15 protein-coding genes and 2 other annotated features are annotated in these 16,766 nt (G+C 47.4%); of the genes, 9 read left to right on the top strand and 6 right to left on the bottom strand.

Annotated features, from left to right (window positions below):
- The first annotated feature begins 3 nt into the window (after positions 1 to 3).
- Entirely contained in the window at positions 4 to 1,593 is a 1,590-nt protein-coding gene (locus AB4111_RS09890) for an alpha/beta hydrolase family protein (RefSeq protein ID WP_442031369.1), read from the top strand.
- 112 nt (positions 1,594 to 1,705) lie between these two features.
- Here the strand turns inward: AB4111_RS09890 and AB4111_RS09885 are convergent, their stop codons facing one another.
- Positions 1,706 to 3,076: a hemolysin family protein gene (locus AB4111_RS09885; protein ID WP_442031368.1), complete on the bottom strand. Its 1,371-nt coding sequence runs from the start codon at positions 3,074 to 3,076 to the stop codon at positions 1,706 to 1,708.
- A 375-nt stretch (positions 3,077 to 3,451) separates the two neighbouring features.
- On the opposite strand from AB4111_RS09885, the gene cls reads away from it, so the two are divergent.
- Together cls and AB4111_RS09875 are read left to right on the top strand one after the other, a co-directional pair.
- Positions 3,452 to 4,891, top strand: a complete 1,440-nt coding sequence (gene cls, locus AB4111_RS09880) for a cardiolipin synthase (protein WP_442031367.1) — start codon at positions 3,452 to 3,454, stop codon at positions 4,889 to 4,891.
- Positions 4,892 to 5,240: 349 nt separating this feature from the next.
- Positions 5,241 to 6,152, top strand: coding sequence for a YitT family protein (locus tag AB4111_RS09875; protein ID WP_253431608.1), 912 nt, complete (start codon positions 5,241 to 5,243; stop codon positions 6,150 to 6,152).
- Positions 6,153 to 6,207: 55 nt separating this feature from the next.
- Here AB4111_RS09875 and ligD read toward each other — a convergent pair whose 3' ends face one another.
- From ligD to ku, 5 genes are all read right to left on the bottom strand, one after another.
- On the bottom strand, positions 6,208 to 7,098 hold the full coding sequence (ligD, locus tag AB4111_RS09870; RefSeq protein WP_442031366.1) for a non-homologous end-joining DNA ligase: 891 nt from the start codon (positions 7,096 to 7,098) through the stop codon (positions 6,208 to 6,210).
- A 39-nt stretch (positions 7,099 to 7,137) separates the two neighbouring features.
- Complete coding sequence (locus AB4111_RS09865; RefSeq protein WP_442031365.1) at positions 7,138 to 8,088, bottom strand: ATP-dependent DNA ligase; 951 nt, start codon at positions 8,086 to 8,088, stop codon at positions 7,138 to 7,140.
- Between the two features lie 54 nt (positions 8,089 to 8,142).
- Positions 8,143 to 9,240, bottom strand: coding sequence for a GerAB/ArcD/ProY family transporter (locus AB4111_RS09860; protein ID WP_442031364.1), 1,098 nt, complete (start codon positions 9,238 to 9,240; stop codon positions 8,143 to 8,145).
- 182 nt (positions 9,241 to 9,422) lie between these two features.
- Positions 9,423 to 10,292, bottom strand: a complete 870-nt coding sequence (locus AB4111_RS09855; protein WP_342572157.1) for a VOC family protein — start codon at positions 10,290 to 10,292, stop codon at positions 9,423 to 9,425.
- 270 nt (positions 10,293 to 10,562) lie between these two features.
- Complete coding sequence (gene ku / locus AB4111_RS09850; RefSeq protein ID WP_339240307.1) at positions 10,563 to 11,474, bottom strand: non-homologous end joining protein Ku; 912 nt, start codon at positions 11,472 to 11,474, stop codon at positions 10,563 to 10,565.
- Positions 11,475 to 11,700: 226 nt separating this feature from the next.
- Here ku and AB4111_RS09845 point away from each other — a divergent pair, with 226 nt between their 5' ends.
- The 6 genes from AB4111_RS09845 (at position 11,701) to tsaD (ending at position 15,470) form a co-directional block, all read left to right on the top strand.
- Complete coding sequence (locus AB4111_RS09845; RefSeq protein ID WP_339240309.1) at positions 11,701 to 11,997, top strand: hypothetical protein; 297 nt, start codon at positions 11,701 to 11,703, stop codon at positions 11,995 to 11,997.
- A 4-nt stretch (positions 11,998 to 12,001) separates the two neighbouring features.
- A complete protein-coding gene (locus AB4111_RS09840; RefSeq protein ID WP_026081228.1) occupies positions 12,002 to 12,178 on the top strand; it encodes an H-type small acid-soluble spore protein in 177 nt (58 codons plus the stop codon).
- 188 nt (positions 12,179 to 12,366) lie between these two features.
- Positions 12,367 to 12,849 (top strand): tRNA (adenosine(37)-N6)-threonylcarbamoyltransferase complex ATPase subunit type 1 TsaE, encoded by a 483-nt coding sequence (gene tsaE, locus AB4111_RS09835; protein ID WP_339240310.1) that lies wholly within the window; start codon positions 12,367 to 12,369, stop codon positions 12,847 to 12,849.
- 2 nt (positions 12,850 to 12,851) lie between these two features.
- Positions 12,852 to 13,700: a tRNA (adenosine(37)-N6)-threonylcarbamoyltransferase complex dimerization subunit type 1 TsaB gene (gene tsaB, locus AB4111_RS09830; protein ID WP_442031617.1), complete on the top strand. Its 849-nt coding sequence runs from the start codon at positions 12,852 to 12,854 to the stop codon at positions 13,698 to 13,700.
- 196 nt (positions 13,701 to 13,896) lie between these two features.
- The gene (gene rimI / locus AB4111_RS09825; RefSeq protein ID WP_036668955.1) at positions 13,897 to 14,418 is read left to right on the top strand and encodes a ribosomal protein S18-alanine N-acetyltransferase; all 522 of its coding nucleotides are present in this window, start codon (positions 13,897 to 13,899) and stop codon (positions 14,416 to 14,418) included.
- On the top strand, positions 14,415 to 15,470 hold the full coding sequence (tsaD, locus tag AB4111_RS09820) for a tRNA (adenosine(37)-N6)-threonylcarbamoyltransferase complex transferase subunit TsaD (RefSeq protein ID WP_442031363.1): 1,056 nt from the start codon (positions 14,415 to 14,417) through the stop codon (positions 15,468 to 15,470). The genes rimI and tsaD overlap by 4 nt, the downstream gene beginning before the upstream one ends.
- Positions 15,471 to 15,791: 321 nt before the next feature.
- Positions 15,792 to 16,149, top strand: a binding site (T-box leader).
- Positions 16,150 to 16,216: 67 nt separating this feature from the next.
- Positions 16,217 to 16,555 (top strand) — a binding site (T-box leader).
- Positions 16,556 to 16,766: the final 211 nt, after the last annotated feature.

Below are 16,766 nucleotides of genomic sequence, written 5' to 3'. Positions count from 1 at the left end.
ACAATGAACAATTGGAAAAAGCTATTACTTTCTCTTACTTTCGTAGGTCTCATTCTTCCGGTGACATCCATCTCAGAAGCTGCTGAAAAATCCGCTGGTAGTGAAAATCTTGTTCCTATTCGTGAGATTGCAGAACAGAATGGGGCAGAGGTATCTTGGCAACAAAAGACAGGAGAAATCACAATACGAAAAAGTGAGCTTACAATTGTAGTTAAGGTAGGAGAGAAACAGGCGATGGTGAATGGGCAAGCCATATCCTTAAACAATCCTGTTCAGTTAACGAAAGGAGTTACTTTTATGGATGGGGCATTTCTTTCCGAGACGCTGAAGGCAGCACCTGAGGATATATTCATTTCCCTTATTAGTGAGGGCGATGGCAAGGAGGCTGCCAAGTATGTTCATACCTCTGTGAGTGGAGTGTTGTCACCCACGTTGTTGAGTCAGCTGTGGGGAGCTTTAGAAGGACAAAATGGCAAAATTACAAGTGAAGCCATAGCTAAGCATGTAGAAGATAATACAGTGCATCGCAATGTTACCTATACGTTCAAAACAGAGCTGACTCGTTTAAATATTACGGTCAGAATGAATCATAACGGACTTGTGGATGATTTGCATATTGCCGCCACTACTCCAGATGTGTATCAAAAACCAAGCTACGACGACCCATCTGCCTATACAGAACAAGAGATTACGGTTGGTCAGGGTGATTTAGCTTTACCAGGGACATTAACTTTGCCAAAGGGAGAGGGACCTTTCCCAGTTGTTATTCTGGTACACGGATCTGGGCCTAGCAATCAAGATGCTGCCATTGGTGGTGCAAAGCCATTTCGCGATCTTGCGGTAGGTTTAGCTTCACAAGGAGTTGCTGTATTAAGATACGATAAGGTCACGTATGAGCATACCTATAAGGTCGCTTCTCAGCCTAAATTCACATTAAAACAAGAGAGCGTAGATCAGGTAAACGATGCAGTGGAATTACTTAAAAAGAATGCACATATTGATTCTACAGCGATTTTTGTAGCTGGACATAGTCAAGGTGGGTTTGCAATGCCGTTAATCATTGCTGAGGATAAACAACATGATATTGCAGGAAGTATTCTACTTGCTGCACCAAGTAGTAGCTTTGTGGATGTGCTTACCGAGCAGCAGGACGAATTGGTAGAGCGGATGAAGCAGCTTGGTTTAGACACGGATGTCATTCAAGGGCAAGCTGATTTTTATAAAAATGTAGCTGCGATGGTTAAAGATCCACAATATTCTGTAGATCATCTTCCTGAGACGTTTCCGCTTCAACCTGCTTATTGGTGGTTTGAGCAAAGAGATTATGTGCCTGCGGAACTGGCTAAAACACAAAATACACCTATGCTTGTTATACAAGGCGAAAACGATGTGCAAGTGTCTATGAATCAATTCCAAACCTGGAAATCGGCTCTTCAAGGTCATTCCAATGTAACGTACAATAGCTATCCAAAGGTAAATCATCTTTTATCCAACTATAATGGACTTTCAATCGGTCAAGAGTACGCTGAGCCATCTAATGTCTCCAAAGCCATTATCGATGATATTGCGAAGTGGGTATTAAAATCAAACTAAAAACGGGAGTTCCATTCTTGGTTTGAATGATAATTTGGAGAATTGACGGATAGGGCGAGATATAATAAGAAGAGGAGCACTTACCCAAATAGGCAAGAGCTCCTCTTCTTATTTATGAATTTGCTTTATTTAACCAATTGGACTCTTTCTCGTCTTCATCGGTGTAATCAGACATAGTCAATGGTTCCTTGGGAACGATGGCCACTTTGTAGAACCGATTCTTGTCTTTTTCCAGCAAAACAAAAGTTAGATTCTCGAACTCATATTCTTCCTGTTCGTTCATCTCGGGACGATGGCTATAGAGCCATCCACCAATGGTGTCCCACTCATCTGCATCCAGGCTGGACATAAACATGTCGTTCACCTTCGATAAGGAAACCTTGCCGTCCATAATGACATAGTTCTCATTGATGACCTGAATATCCTCTACCTCGTCTGCATCGAACTCGTCGCGGATTTCACCGACAATCTGTTCAAGCACATCCTCGATGGTTACAATTCCGGATGTTCCTCCATATTCATCAACCAGCACGGCGATGTGTACGCCATCCTTTTGCATTTTCTTGAGCAAGTCCTTTACAGGAGTTGTTTCGTGAACAGCGGATACAGGCTGAATCAGGGAAGACAGATCGACAGGTTCATCATTTCCGTATAGTTCCAGGAAGAATTGCTTCGTATTAATGATACCGATAATATCGTCTTTGCTCTCATTAACTACTGGAAAACGGGTATACTGCTCTTCACGAATAATCTCCAGGTTTTCCTCATTCGTTCTATTTACATAAAGGCAGACCATATCGGTCCGGGGTACCATGATTTCTTTGGCTAACATCTCATCAAAAGCAAAGATCCGGCTTACATAACCGAACTCGGCTTGGTTTATTTTACCGTTTTCGAAGCTTTCATTAATAATGATCTGCAACTCTTCTTCGGAGTGTGCATCTTCGTGCTCGGAAGCAGGTTTGATTCCGAACAGTTTCACCAGTTGGTTCGCTGAGCCGTTTAACAGCCAGATAAAAGGATACATAATTCGGTTAAACCAGATGATAGGTGTAGACGTCAGCAGGGCAACAGTCTCTGCTTTGCGGATTGCAATCGTTTTTGGAGCAAGTTCACCAACCACAACATGCAGATACGTGATGGAAGCAAATGCAATAACAAACGATAAGAATGAAGAAACTGCCTCAGGAATTTGCAAGCTTTCGAACACAGGGTGGAGAATCTTCTCTACCGTCGGTTCACCCAGCCAACCCAGTCCCAGAGAGGTAATCGTGATGCCGAGCTGGCAGGCGGACAAATATCCATCCAGATTGGCAACGGCTTGTTTCACAGCCAGCGCACGCTTGTTTCCTTCCGCAATCATTTGGTCGATCCGGCTCGGACGAACCCGTACCAGAGCGAACTCCACTGCAACAAAAAACGCCGAAAGTCCTATCAAAAACGCAACCAATATTAAATTTAACGCATACCTCTCACTGTCCATTCACTACTGTTCTCCTTTAAGTAATAAGTTTTTAACGAGTATTATATCTAATTTTACGTAAGAAGACCACCTTCTCATGAAGAAAAGAGGAAGAGTCTGGAAGGGATAGTGAGCAGATTGGCGCTACAATGCGGTTCTGTATCCTGATTAATCTGATATGTAGAAGGTAACACAGTCATAATATACAACCTATGATGAGACACTCGGATTACCAGAATCAAGTATTCCGTCGGCTTATGTAAAGTTTTATCTAAGCGAACGTTACGAATAGGGGCTACATTGGGTATCTATGATTAGCTGTATGCATAATCGTCAAAGCTGTGTAAGTGAGAGAACGGCAAGGTCATGAAGCTTGCCACCTAAGGAGGAAGCCGAATGTTCTGGCTGGTCATTATATTAGTCGTATTTATTTTTCAGGCAGCCACGATTCTTTTGCTGGAATTTCGGAATCCGGCTAAAGCTGTGGCTTGGCTGTTTATTTTGTTCTGCGTGCCTTTGATCGGTTTTGTTGTGTATTATTTCGTGGCGCAGGATTATAACAAACGAAAAAAACTCCGCAAGGGTGGATCGCGAATTTTCCGTGAAATGAAGGAAACGATCTGGAAACAAGCCCACATCATTGGAGATGTCGAACAGATGCCTGGCGATCGTTTCAGCCATCAGCATCGATTGTTTAACCTGTTAACCCATCTGTCGGAGAGCCCGATCACGGGTTGTAACCACAGTACGGTGCTCACCAATGGTGAAGAAGCATTTGCGGCAATGCTGAGAGAAATGGAAAAAGCAAAACACCATCTGCATGTGGAATTTTACATTTTTCGTGATGATGTCATCAGCACCAAGTTTCAGGATGTCATGATTCGTAAGGCGCAAGAGGGTGTGAAGGTTCGGTTTATCTGCGACGGTCTCGGCAGCCACAAGATGAGTGGAAGCTTTATCCGCAAACTTCAGGATGCCGGTGTGGAATTCCATTATTTTCTCCCACCGCTGATCGCTACAATTGACCGCAGAGTGAACTACCGGAATCACCGCAAAATTGTTGTTGTGGATGGACAAGTTGGCTTTGTGGGAGGCATTAATGTAGGTGATGATTATCTTGGACAATATCCAGAGGTGGGTTTCTGGCGGGATACACATGTGCAGATTGAGGGAGACGCTGTATACTTTCTGCAAAGTACGTTCCTTAACGACTGGAAACTGGCTGCTGGTGAGCGAATTACCGAACCCCAGCTTGCAGAATTATTTCCTCCGCATATCTGTAGCGGGGAAGAGCGAATTCAGATATTGGCTAGTGGACCGGATCAGGACTGGGATGCGATTCAGGAGATGTGTTTTGGGGCCATTTCGGTAGCCTGTGACCGAATCTACATTACCACACCTTATTTTATACCTGATCCTGCACTATATGAGGCGCTCAAAACAGCTGCAGTCAGTGGCGTTGATGTGAGAATTATCATTCCGTATCAATCCGATTCAAAACTCGTGCACCTGGCGTCACTTTCATATGTGGAGGAACTGTTGCGAGCAGGTGTGCAGTTTTTCCAATATCGTAAAGGGTTTGTACATGCCAAAGTGATGATTGTAGATGAGCTGCTCGCTACAGTCGGAACAGCCAACATGGATATGCGCAGTTTTTTCTGCAATTTCGAGTTGACGGCGGTCCTGTTTGAGTCCTCTGCGATCCATCGTTTGATTACTGACTTTGAACGTGATCTCGGGGAATGCAGTCAGATCGATGGGAAGATATTTCAGAAGCGTTCACGGGGGCAAAAAGGCGCAGAAATGCTTTCTCGGATGCTTTCTCCGCTTCTTTAGCCGATTTAGGACAGATTTCTGAAGATAAGTTCACTTTTTGTGAATTTATCTTCTTTTTGCTGAGTATTTTGCGCAAATTTGATCTTTTATGATATAATAGATATATAAATCATGTCTTGGCGAAGGAGGGGAGTCTGCGGGAAAACAGGCTCCCTTTTGCTCTCTTTTGAAAGTACAAACCGGGATAAAGACCATTTTGAATCCATTTTATATCGCCTTTAGATGCTTGTGCTTGTATAGCCGGGGTACATGTAGAACGCATTTTGCTGTTTTCTATATGTCGATTCACCCTGAGTATTTAAATGATTTATAAAATGGATTCACACACTGATTTAACGGGGGGGATACCATGTCCAATGTAACGGTGAAAGAACTAACAGCCAAGCCAGCTGACCGCGGGGTCAAAAGCTCGGTGTTTACATTAAAGCTGCTGCAACGTATTGTGATGATTCTGATCGGTGCTGCACTGATGGCTGTGTCGCTTGAAGTGTTTCTCGTACCGAATGGCGTTATTGATGGTGGAATTACGGGGATTTCAATTATGGTGTCAGAACTTACACATCTGCCACTCGGCGTATTCCTGACCTTGCTCAACTTGCCTTTCCTGATTCTGGGTTACAAGCAGATTGGTAAAACATTTGCATTATCCACGCTGCTGGGAATCGTGGTCATGTCCATCGGGACGTCATTATTGCACCATGTTCCTGCATTAACACCGGGTGAGCCTTTGCTGGGAGCTGTTTTTGGCGGATTGATCCTGGGTGTGGGTGTTGGACTCGTTATTCGGTCTGGTGGTTCACTGGACGGTACGGAGATCGTGGCCATCCTGCTTAGTGAGAAGTCGCCGTTGTCTGTAGGACAGATCGTATTATTCATTAACGTATTTATTTTCGCAGGCGCAGGATTTGTATTCGGTTGGCCGAATGCCCTGTATTCCATGATTGCATATTATATTGCGATGAAGATGATTGATATCGTGAATGAAGGACTGGACCAGTCCAAATCGGTATGGATCATCAGTGAGAAGTATCGTGATATCGGTTCAGCCCTGACAGACCGTCTCGGTCGCGGTGTGACTTTCTTGGATGGAGAGGGCGGATTCAGCGGGGATGAGAAGAAGATTATTTTCGTTGTAATCACCCGTTTGGAAGAAGCCAAGCTCAAGTCCATCGTTGAAGATTGGGACCCGCAAGCCTTTGTGGCGATCGGTAACATTCACGACGTGAAGGGCGGACGTTTCAAGAAAAAAGGTATCCATTAGCGATTTATCCACGCATATATGATAATAGCCGACTCCCTTGTGATAAGGGGGTCGGCTATTTTTTCTTCAAATGCTTGAGAATGAGTTCAACTGGTTGCGGCTCGACGGCAGCGATCAAATCACCAGTATCATTCAGGCGTTCAACAATGTTCATCAGATGGTAATCCTGGATTGAGACGTTGTTTCGAACCTCATCCCAGGTAAGTGGAGTAGAAACGGTGGCCCCTGATTTGGCACGAGGTGTATAGGGTGCCGCAAGGGTCTTGCCACCATAATGCTGGAGGTAGTCAAAATATATGCGGTCTCCACGGTCCTTTTTGAGTCGTTCCAGTGTGAACAGATCGGGGTACTTCTGAGTGACATATTTGCCAACAAAATAACCAATATCCCGCAGTTCATCAAAGGTTATACCTTGCACAATAGGAACTATAATCTGAACTCCGGTTGCTCCTGAAGTTTTGGGGATGGACCTTAGACCAAGCGAAGTCAGGGTCTCTCCAACGATGAGTGCAGCCTGCATGATTCGTGGCTCATGTTCCTGAGAGGGGTCCAGATCAATCATCCATTCACAGGGCAGCAGGCTTCCCACAGCATGAAGAGAAGGATGGAATTCAAGTGCCGCCAGGTTGCCAAGCCACAACAATTCGGGGAGTCCATTCATCACGACATAACGGATGCCATCGTGAACTTCAGTCCGTACATAATCCGGGACAGGTTCAGGGGCATTCTTTTGGTAGAAAAATGTCCCTCCAGCTCCATGGGGGTACCTTATGGTGGTTAGTAGTCGATTGCTTGTATATGTGAGCAGATATGGAGCTAGAGCAGCCAGCTTCTGCAGATAGATTGCTTTGGTGACACCCGCTTCCGGCCATAACAGCTTGTCCGGGTTCGTAACGGTTAGCTCTGTGCCTTCTATTATGATGGTTCCTTGAATCTTAGGGGCCACACCGAACACCTCCTATACGTAATCTATATACGAACTCATTCATTGAAGAAGCTGATTCGCCGGGCAATCCTCACGGGTTACCTCTGCGAAGGTCTGAATACTGGGATGGCGTAATGTGCGATGATGCGTCAGTTCCATATATTGCACTTTGACACCTATTCGTGGTTCCACCCAGGTGGTTTCCGCACTGCGTTCGGGTACATTATGGAACGGTCGGTCCTGCCTAATCAGAGGCTCAACCTGATGGGTGAGTTCACGCCAAGTATTGGAGTTCAGCTTGCCAGTCCCGACATGACCAATATAGACAAAGTTAGGCCCATCATATACGCCAACCGCGATGGCGTTCACAATACCGCTTCGGTACGTGACTCCCCCGATCATGGCATATACATCATGCATGATTTTGACCTTCTGCCAGCGCTGGTCCTTACCCTGTATGCCATAAGTGCTGGTGAGATCCTTGCAGACGATGCCTTCCATCTGATGCTGTCTCATGACCGTAAGCAGGGATGCGGCATCAAGTGTATTGGTAACCTCCTGAACATGGGGAGCGCTGTTAAGAACCTCGTGCAACAGGCGCTGTCGATCTGCCAAAGGCTGATCTGTCACCCATTGTCCCTCATAGAACAAGATATCAAATACCATATAAGTGACCGGAATCTGATGTATGGCTTGGGCGATGCCTTCCGGTCTGCTCATGCGATCCCGCCGCAGAACGTGATAAAACGAAGGTTTGCCGGTGTCCGGGTCTAGTGCAATTACTTCTCCATCCAAGATATAGGATGCTCCTGAACATAAATTGCGTGGTGTGACCAACTCGGGATACTGTGCGGTTCGATCATGTAACCTGCGATTCACCAGGCGAAGCTCATGCCCGTCCTCATAAGCAAGCATACGGACTCCATCCCACTTGACCTGTGCAATCCATTGCGGTCCTGTGGGCAAGGTATCCCTGGAGATGGGTTCGAACGGAATCAGCGGTTTGAACATGGGGGAACTCCTTCCTCGCCCTAATGAGCTGGCGCAGGTTCATTCAGAATTTTGTTATATTTTTTGGAAGCGGGACTTCATATGATGCACCAGAATGAGCAGTAACGGCAGTGCAATACCACAGGTCAGATCCCAATCAATCCAATAGGGAATGATGACCTTGAGATAAAATGTCTCGTTTGGAGCGATTAGAATAGACATGGCGAGAATAAGCATGGAACCCGGCAGGATCAGAGAACGGTGACTGGACAAGTGAAACAGGTGAGCGACGCCCAGGATAAAACCGTAGAAGAACAGAGCGGCTTTGAAAAAAACAGCAATAATCCAGACCGATGTTATGAAGGCTTCGACGCGTTGCATAAAGTTTCCGATATTGATCTTCTGTGAAAGGTTGAATGAAGCGAACCAGTGATGCTGCGTCATCCATGGTCCCATAACGAACAGACACATGCTTAGCGTCAATGTGAGTAACAATCCACCAATCATGCCAGCGAACAGAATGTCCTTTTGCAGATGGGGCTCATCTTTCGTGTAGGGAAAGAGCATCATGAAGATGCACAACTCGCAGTAAGGATAGGTGAGTACAGCAACAAAACCTTTGAATGGATCAAGAAAGCCTTGTGCAAGCACAGGTTGGATGTTAGCTATACGTATATGGGGGATTAGAAATACCGTCAGAAAAAGCAGAAACAATACGATCAGAGGAAGAAAGACTTCAGCAGTCTTACCAATGCTCTCCAGACCGGACAGAAGCCCCCAGACAAGCGCACACATAAAAACCAAATGAAGGATCATTAATGGAGATTCCGGCAAGATCTGGGTAGACATAAAATCGCCAATCTCCCTAATGAACGTTGAGGTGCTGATTAGGAAATAAAAAATATAAAAAGAACCAAACAATGTCCCGATCCAGGGTCCCAATGTTCGAAGGGCATTTTGAATCAGATTCAGCCGGGGATGCGTTCTGTAGGCAACAAGCATAATGAAGAGTATTCCAAGGCCCCCTGCGACTCCCAACAAGGCTGATAACCAGGCATCCTGATGAGCATAGGATGTGATCATGGAAGGGAAGACGAGAATTTGCTCCCCGATGGTGCACAGGAACATAAGTGAAGCGAGCTGTCTAACAGTCAAACGTCCCTTTTCGATCATGAGGTATCTCCTTAACAGATCATGTCTATGTATTGGTTAGAATGCACCAATTGTGCCAGTTTTATAAAAGCCAACGTAAAAAGCCCGTGCAGCCGATCTCTCTGTGATGTAGAGAAATCAGTTACCCGGGCTTATTAACATGTGGTTAAGCAATCATATTGTATTATAACGGCTACATAGAATCAGTTCGCAGTTGTCAGACGTATACGAATATTCTGTGGGTCTACCGTAAACCAAGTGTCCTCTACTGGTGTAACGACTGCACCGGATTGACGTAATTGTTCAAGTGCCTGTTCCAATTGTTCCTTGGTGGCGTACACAATGGTGAAGTAATCAATTCCTGTAGCGTTATCTGGATTGACAGGTGCATTCACTCCTGCCCAGATATTGAGTCCCAGATGATGATGATAGCCGCCTGCGGATACAAATAGTGCTGACATGTTGGCGAAGTTACCCACGATATCAAAACCGAGTATGCCGGTGTAGAAGTTGCGGGCTTCTTCCAGGCTGCGGACGTGCAAATGAACGTGACCGATAACTGTGCCAGCAGGCAGACCTTGCCAAGGTTCATTCTCCGATATGGCAAACAGGCTTTCCACATCAACCGGATCACTTGCCATCACGTAGTTATTGTCGCTATCCCGTTTCCAGGTATCACGTGCGCGGTCAGCATAGATCTCAATTCCGTTCTGATCAGGATCGGAGATATAGAAGGCTTCACTAACCAAGTGATCGCCTTGACCGATATCGATACCGGATGCAGCCAGATTACGAAGAGCGAGACCCAGGGACTTACGGTCAGGCAGCAGAATGGCGAAATGATACAAGCCAGCGTGTGAGCGTTCCGGCAGGGTAATGCCATCCGTGAGCTCTTCCAATCGCAGCAGGGAATGTTTTCCGTCAGCTGTCAACGTAGCCACTTTGTCACTCCGCTCCAGTAATTTCAATCCAACTACATCGGTATAGAACTTAATCGAACGGTCCAGGTTCATAATTCGGAGACTCACTTCACCCAGATGGGTTGTGGCAGGGATTTGATACGGCGTATTCATGATTGTTTCCTCCTGATAATAAATAATATGGGTTCTCGTTTGAATGTGTATATGCGTTGAAGATGTATTATTAGATTGCATGTTGTTAAAGCAGGATTGCAGAGTGACTGTATATTCATAAATAAGTTACTTTTCATAAGTTAATATAAAATATAAATCAGCTTTCGTCAATCGCATTTTACAAAAACAAAAAAATCCGACTGTGAAGCCGGATTGGAGTAAATTTCATTACATGAGCAGATAACAAAATCGTTCTTGCCTTGACGACATTCAAACTTTTGGTTTGGGTGCTGCCTTTTTCCTTTTGGCTGGTGCAGGTGCATCGGATTCCCCTCCGGCAGCCGCCTGAGCGGACGTTTTTCGCGCTGCGCGTTTCTTCGGTTTGGCCGTTGTTGTCCCAGGGTCAGCCGGAATAGGTTTCACCGCCTCGATGCTTGCCTGTAAGGCAGCCATCAAATCCATCACATTGGCTTCAGGTTTGGCTGGAGCAATCTTGATTTCTTCGCCTGCCACTTTGTGCTGGATAAGATCCAGCAGTTTGTTGCGATAGTCATCGGTGTATTTACCAGGTTCAAAAGGCGTAGACAATTGATCAATCAACAGCTTTGCCATCGTGAGTTCCTTCTCATTCACGTTTTGCACTTCCGGCAAGTTGGGCACCTGGGAGACAGGACGAATCTCGTCTGGATAGAAAATCGTCTCCATGGAGAGGCAATCTTCCAACACGCGTATGGCAGCCAGACTGCTCTTGGAACGAATGGAGATTTTGGCGATGCCGATTTTGCCGGTATCCCGCATCGCGTTCATCAACAGCTGGTAGGCATTTCCCCCGGCCTGATCGGGCGAAAGGTAATATGTTTTCTGAAAATAAATCGGGTCAATCTCAGTTAAGTCTACAAAATCCAGTATGGTGATGGTTTTGTTGGTGGAATCATTTAACGCTTCTAATTCATCTTTTTCGAAGAGTACGAACTTTCCTTTTTCATATTCATAGCCTTTGGTGATCTCTTCCCATTTGACGTCCACTTCACAGGATGGACATTGGCGAACATAAGCGAGCGGGCTGCCGCAGACTTTATGGATATAGCGCATGGAGATGTCTTTGTCTTCGGTAGCCGAGAACATTTTGACAGGGACATGAACAAGGCCAAAACTGATTGCGCCTTTCCAGACGGTATGCATAGGTCGGCTCCTTTCGAAAGGGTGTTCAAAAATTCAGCTTTTGATTACGTCAGCCGAATGTCCGTTACTGAAAACCGGATTTGTTGAACACGGATTTATATTCAATAGTATGGGCATATGGCGCAAGGGATAATCGTCTTATGGACGAACGAATTCGTATGGTTCTTCGAGACTCGGGGATGATAACAGAAGTGATCTCACAATGATTAAGCTGGGAGGTGCTGAAATGAAGAACAGACGGGATGAAGAGGAAGCGCACAAGCATGCGTTTTCTCCGTATCCTCTTGCGGAAGCCGAAAGCGCAGAAGAATTCTATACACCCGCTACAGCTGTGAACTGGGAAGCGGTAACCTCAGAAAAATTGCCCCTTGATCGGGAGTCGTTCATGCTCGACATTGACCGGATGGTGAATGAAGGGTTAGGCGGGGGACAAGTTACGGACGATAACGGTTATATTGGTGAAAGTACGACAGATAGCATGGTTCGAGAATCACATGAGGATCCGGAAGGGGAGTATGAATAAGATGATGGATGCAAAGCGTGCCAAAGCGATATATGATTCCAAGGATACGATTGCCGTTACGCTGGAAGGAGATCCGGTCTGGATCGAGAACGTGGATGAAGCCAATGGTATGGCGACCGTTCAGGTTGGCAGCAGACCAGGAAATACCCAGACGGTACGTGTGGATCGCTTGGAGGAGTAGGTACAAGTAGCATATTGTTATTAAGCAATTCGAGAATGAATAAAAGCTGAATATATGTATAACACGGCCGGTACCGGGAGGTGCCGGTTTTTGGTTTTTGCTAGGGTTGTTGCGGGGGAAGAAAGGGACCGATATAATAAGGTTCAAAGTGAACTCAGGCGGCTAGACCGCCAAAGGTGGGGCGAATATTGAATCAGACGCACGAGCAGTGGGTGTTTTTATCCCATGGCATTGCAGATACAGAAGCACTCGCTTCCGCACTCGCCAGACAGGCAAACGCCGGCATGGTGATTGCTTTGGATGGTGATCTGGGTGCGGGTAAAACGGCATTTTCGCAGAAATTTGCCTGGCATTTGGGTGTACGTGATGTGGTGAGCAGTCCCACATTCACGCTAATCAAGGAGTACGAAGGGCGTCTGCCTTTATATCACATGGATGTATATCGCATATCGCTGGAAGAAGCGGATGAGCTTGGACTTGATGAATATTTCTATGGAGCCGGAGTCAGTCTGGTGGAGTGGTCGAGTATCATTCCCGAATTGCTGCCGCAAGAGCACTTGCATGTGCAGATTGAAACAACGGGCCTGGAGGATCGAACGATTACACTGGATGGGTACGGCGAGACTTATGCAGCCTTGTGCCGACAGTTCAGACAGAATGGGGTCAAATGATGATGGAAGATTTACAAAAAGAGCCGCGTCAGCGGTTTTTGGCGTTGGATACATCCACCGCAGTAATGGCTGCTGCGATGATGGAAGGTCATGCGCTTCTGGAAGAACGCAATGAACGGGCTGAGCGCAACCATTCGGTACACGTTGTACCGGTGATGGAACAGCTGCTGGCCGCCAGCAGCACACACCCTGGCCAACTGGACGGCATTGCCGTTGGCGTTGGGCCAGGCTCGTACACGGGCATCCGCATTGCGGTGACCGCGGCGAAGACACTGGCCTGGGCGTGGGACATCCCCGTAGCCGGGGTGTCCAGCCTTCAGGCCATCGCCTGGGGCGGCTGGCACAGCGGCCTTGCCGCCAAGGCAGAAGCTGCGGCAGAGGATGCCGCAGCAGGGGCTGGCGGAACGCCATCCGCGGACCAGGGCAGCACAGGTGCTGCCCCTGTCCACTGGATCGTTCCGCTTGTGGATGCACGGCGCGGTCAAGCGTGCACCGCGCTGTTTGCCTCCGCCGGGAGCGATGCGCCCCGGCGTTTGGCGCCTGATGCCATCCGCAAGATGGACGGATGGCTGGAAGCCCTCGCCGCCCGCATGGCGGAGGCGGCGCCGGAAGAGCGGCCCGCAGCCGTCTGGTTCGTCGGCGAGACGGGCCCTCATGCTGCGGCAGCCGCGGAGCTTCGCTGCCCCGCAGGAACGGCCTTCCAGCTCGTACCTTATGAGCTGGAAGGCCGCTGGGTTGGGCGCCTTGGCGCCGCCGCGCTGCTTGCAGGTCAGCGTGATGACGTGCATGCACTGGTGCCGAACTACACACAGTTGTCTGAAGCGGAAGCCAATCTGCTGCGCAAAAGCTAAAAGAGGTTGTTCAAAAAGTCCACTTTTGATTACGAAGGATGCCTGGTGGCATCATCAGCATCGAATATGGAATTCAGCCGAAATGTCCGTTGCTCACGTAGTTTTCCTACGCTCCGCTACTCCATTTCTAGCTTCATCCCATCTTCTCGGTACTGAAAATCGGTCTTTTTGAACACGCACTAAAGGGGGGAAGCAGATGGACAACGTGGCGAATAATAAGCAGGAAGCAACGCTTCAGTTCAGGTTCATGACACTCGCGGATATTCCCGATGTGATGGAGATTGAACATGAGGCCTTTACCCTGCCCTGGACGGAAGAAGCATTTCAAAATGAATTGACACACAATCATTTTGCTAAATATATGGTGATGGAATTAGAAGGAAAAGCCATTGGCTATGCAGGTATGTGGACCATCATGGATGAAGCCCATATTACCAATATTGCAGTCAGAGGCGCGTATCGTGGACGCAAGCTTGGTGAAAAGTTACTGGATGAATTAATGAGTACAGCGGCTTATCTCGGGATGGAACGAATGACGCTGGAGGTAAGAGTCTCTAACAGCATTGCTCAGCGTTTATATCAGAAAAAAGGGTTTGAATCGGCGGGTCTTCGTAAAGGGTATTACTCCGATAATGGGGAAGATGCGATGATTATGTGGGCGAACTTGCCGTCTGCAGGCCGGAGCGGCGAAGAGGAAGGAAGCGTACTGGATTCATGAACGAACTGAATGAAAAAATAAATTCTGCACCATCCTACATTTTGGCGGTGGAGACAAGCTGTGATGAAACATCGGTAGCTGTTGTTAAGGATGGGAGAGAAGTGCTGTCCAATCTGATCTCAAGTCAGATCGAGACGCATAAGGCATTTGGCGGAGTGGTACCTGAAGTGGCTTCACGCAAACACGTTGAAGTCATTACGTTGATGCTGGAACAAGCGATCGAACAGTCCGGCATTCGTCCACGTGATCTAAGTGCAATCGCCGTAACACAGGGGCCTGGGCTTGTCGGAGCACTGCTGGTGGGTATCGTTGCGGCCAAAACGATGGCGATGGCACTGGGCAAACCACTCATTGGCACACATCATATTGCGGGGCATATCTATGCCAACCGACTTACTCATGAACTGCAATATCCAGCGATGGCACTGGTCGTATCCGGTGGACATACAGAACTTGTGCATATGGAATCCGAGGGCAAGTTCAAGTTGATTGGTCGTACGCGAGATGATGCCGTAGGCGAAGCGTATGACAAAGTAGCACGTGCATTGGGCTGTCCTTATCCGGGAGGTCCACATGTGGACCGGATGGCGTCTGAAGCGGAGGATGTGGTGCCACTACCACGGGTATGGCTGGAAGCAGGTTCGTATGATTTCAGTCTCAGTGGTCTGAAGTCTGCTGTACTGAATGCGCTCAATCAGGCTAAAATGCGCGGAGAAACCTTGGAGCCGTCTGCAGTTGCACGTGGTTTCCAGGAAGCTGTCGTAGAAGTGCTGGTGGAGAAAGCCGTAAGAGCAGTTCGTGAGTATGGTTCAAAACAATTGCTGTTGTGTGGTGGTGTTGCGGCAAATCGTGGATTGCGCTCTGCATTACAGGAGCGATGCACGAAGGAAGGGCTTGAGCTGTTAATCCCGCCAATGGAATATTGTACGGATAATGCGGCAATGATTGGAGCGGCTGCGTATCTGAAATGGCAGCGGGGAGAAATCTCTGAATTTGATGCCAAAGCTGATCCGGGGCTTTCCCTGGAGGCATGGTCCGTTCAGTCCTTATAGAGGTTGTTCAAAAAGCCCGCTTTTGATTACGAATGATGCCTAGCGGCATCATCAGCATCGAATATGGAATTCAGCCGAAATAAGGGGGAGGCTTACGGAGTATGTTTCCTTCGGAAACATTGTAGTTGCTCACGTAGTTTTGACTACGCTCCGCTACTCCATTTCTAGCTTCATCCCATCTTCTCGGTACTGAAAACCGATCTTTTTGAACACGCACTTATAGTTTATATAAACAGGCAGTTGGAGATAAGAGTTGACAGCCTGCATGTGAAGAATGTATATTAGTTACAAATTTAAACAGGAAGTTATTTTCCTGAATGGATAAACGCGATGAACAGGAATAGTAAGGTCAATTCCCGGTCTAGAGAGCTGCGGTATGGTGCAACGCAGTCGAAGGAAACCTGAAACTCACCTGGAAGCGGAACGATGGAACACGGTGACTCCCCGGGAGAATCCGAAGGCCGATTATGGCCCAAAGTACATGGTTACGGGTTGCCTCCGTGAATGGGCCGTTGTCGGATGGACCGTTATTACAAGGATTACCGACAATAACTGAGGGGGCTTTCAGGCTGCTTCAAGTGATCCGGAAGTGCGAAAGCATCTAGGGGTTCTCTTGAATGAACAGGAAGGAAGTCAACAAGAGTGGTACCGCGAAGGTGAACAGCCTGTCGTCTCTTGCATTATTGCATGAGGTGGCAGGCTTTTTTTGATTTTCAAAATAAGGATGAATGAAGTTAGGCCATATAATAAATGTGATGAACGGGAGCAGTAGAATGATAAGGCGCTCAGAGAGCTGCGGGGTGGTGCGACGCAGTGGCTTGAGTCATTCGAATCTCGCCCGGGAACAGAGCTGTGGAAGCATGGGGACGATATCAATTGCCCCGTTGTTCTGATGGACAACGACATGTGTTACACAGCAACGGTTAACCCCCGTTATAGGGTGTTTCTCCGAATTCCAGTGATGTCGTACGTGCGCACACATCCAACGGATTTCGGAGACGACGAGGTGGATGGAGTCTGGCGTAAGTCCGGCCCATCAAGCGAGAGTGGTACCGCGGAGGGGATAATAACCCGCCGTCTCTTATATGAGATGGCGGGTTATTTGTGTTTGCTGCCGGCAGCAGGGTGGGCATGGGAATGAACCATATGGAGATTCAAAATTAAGAAGCACAGGGTGTAAGTCGACGTATACCCTGTCACAAGCAAGCAGGATCATCAACGAACGAGCAATGAATATGGAACATCAATTAAATGAACATGGAACATCAAGTATAGGCACTAAACATGCAACAGGCT

Origin of the sequence: Paenibacillus sp. 2KB_22 (assembly GCF_052115745.1) — a bacterium.
Lineage (GTDB): Bacteria > Bacillota > Bacilli > Paenibacillales > Paenibacillaceae > Paenibacillus.
The sequence above is the reverse complement of the archived record's forward strand: the minus strand, read 5'-3'. Positions and strand labels throughout refer to the sequence as shown.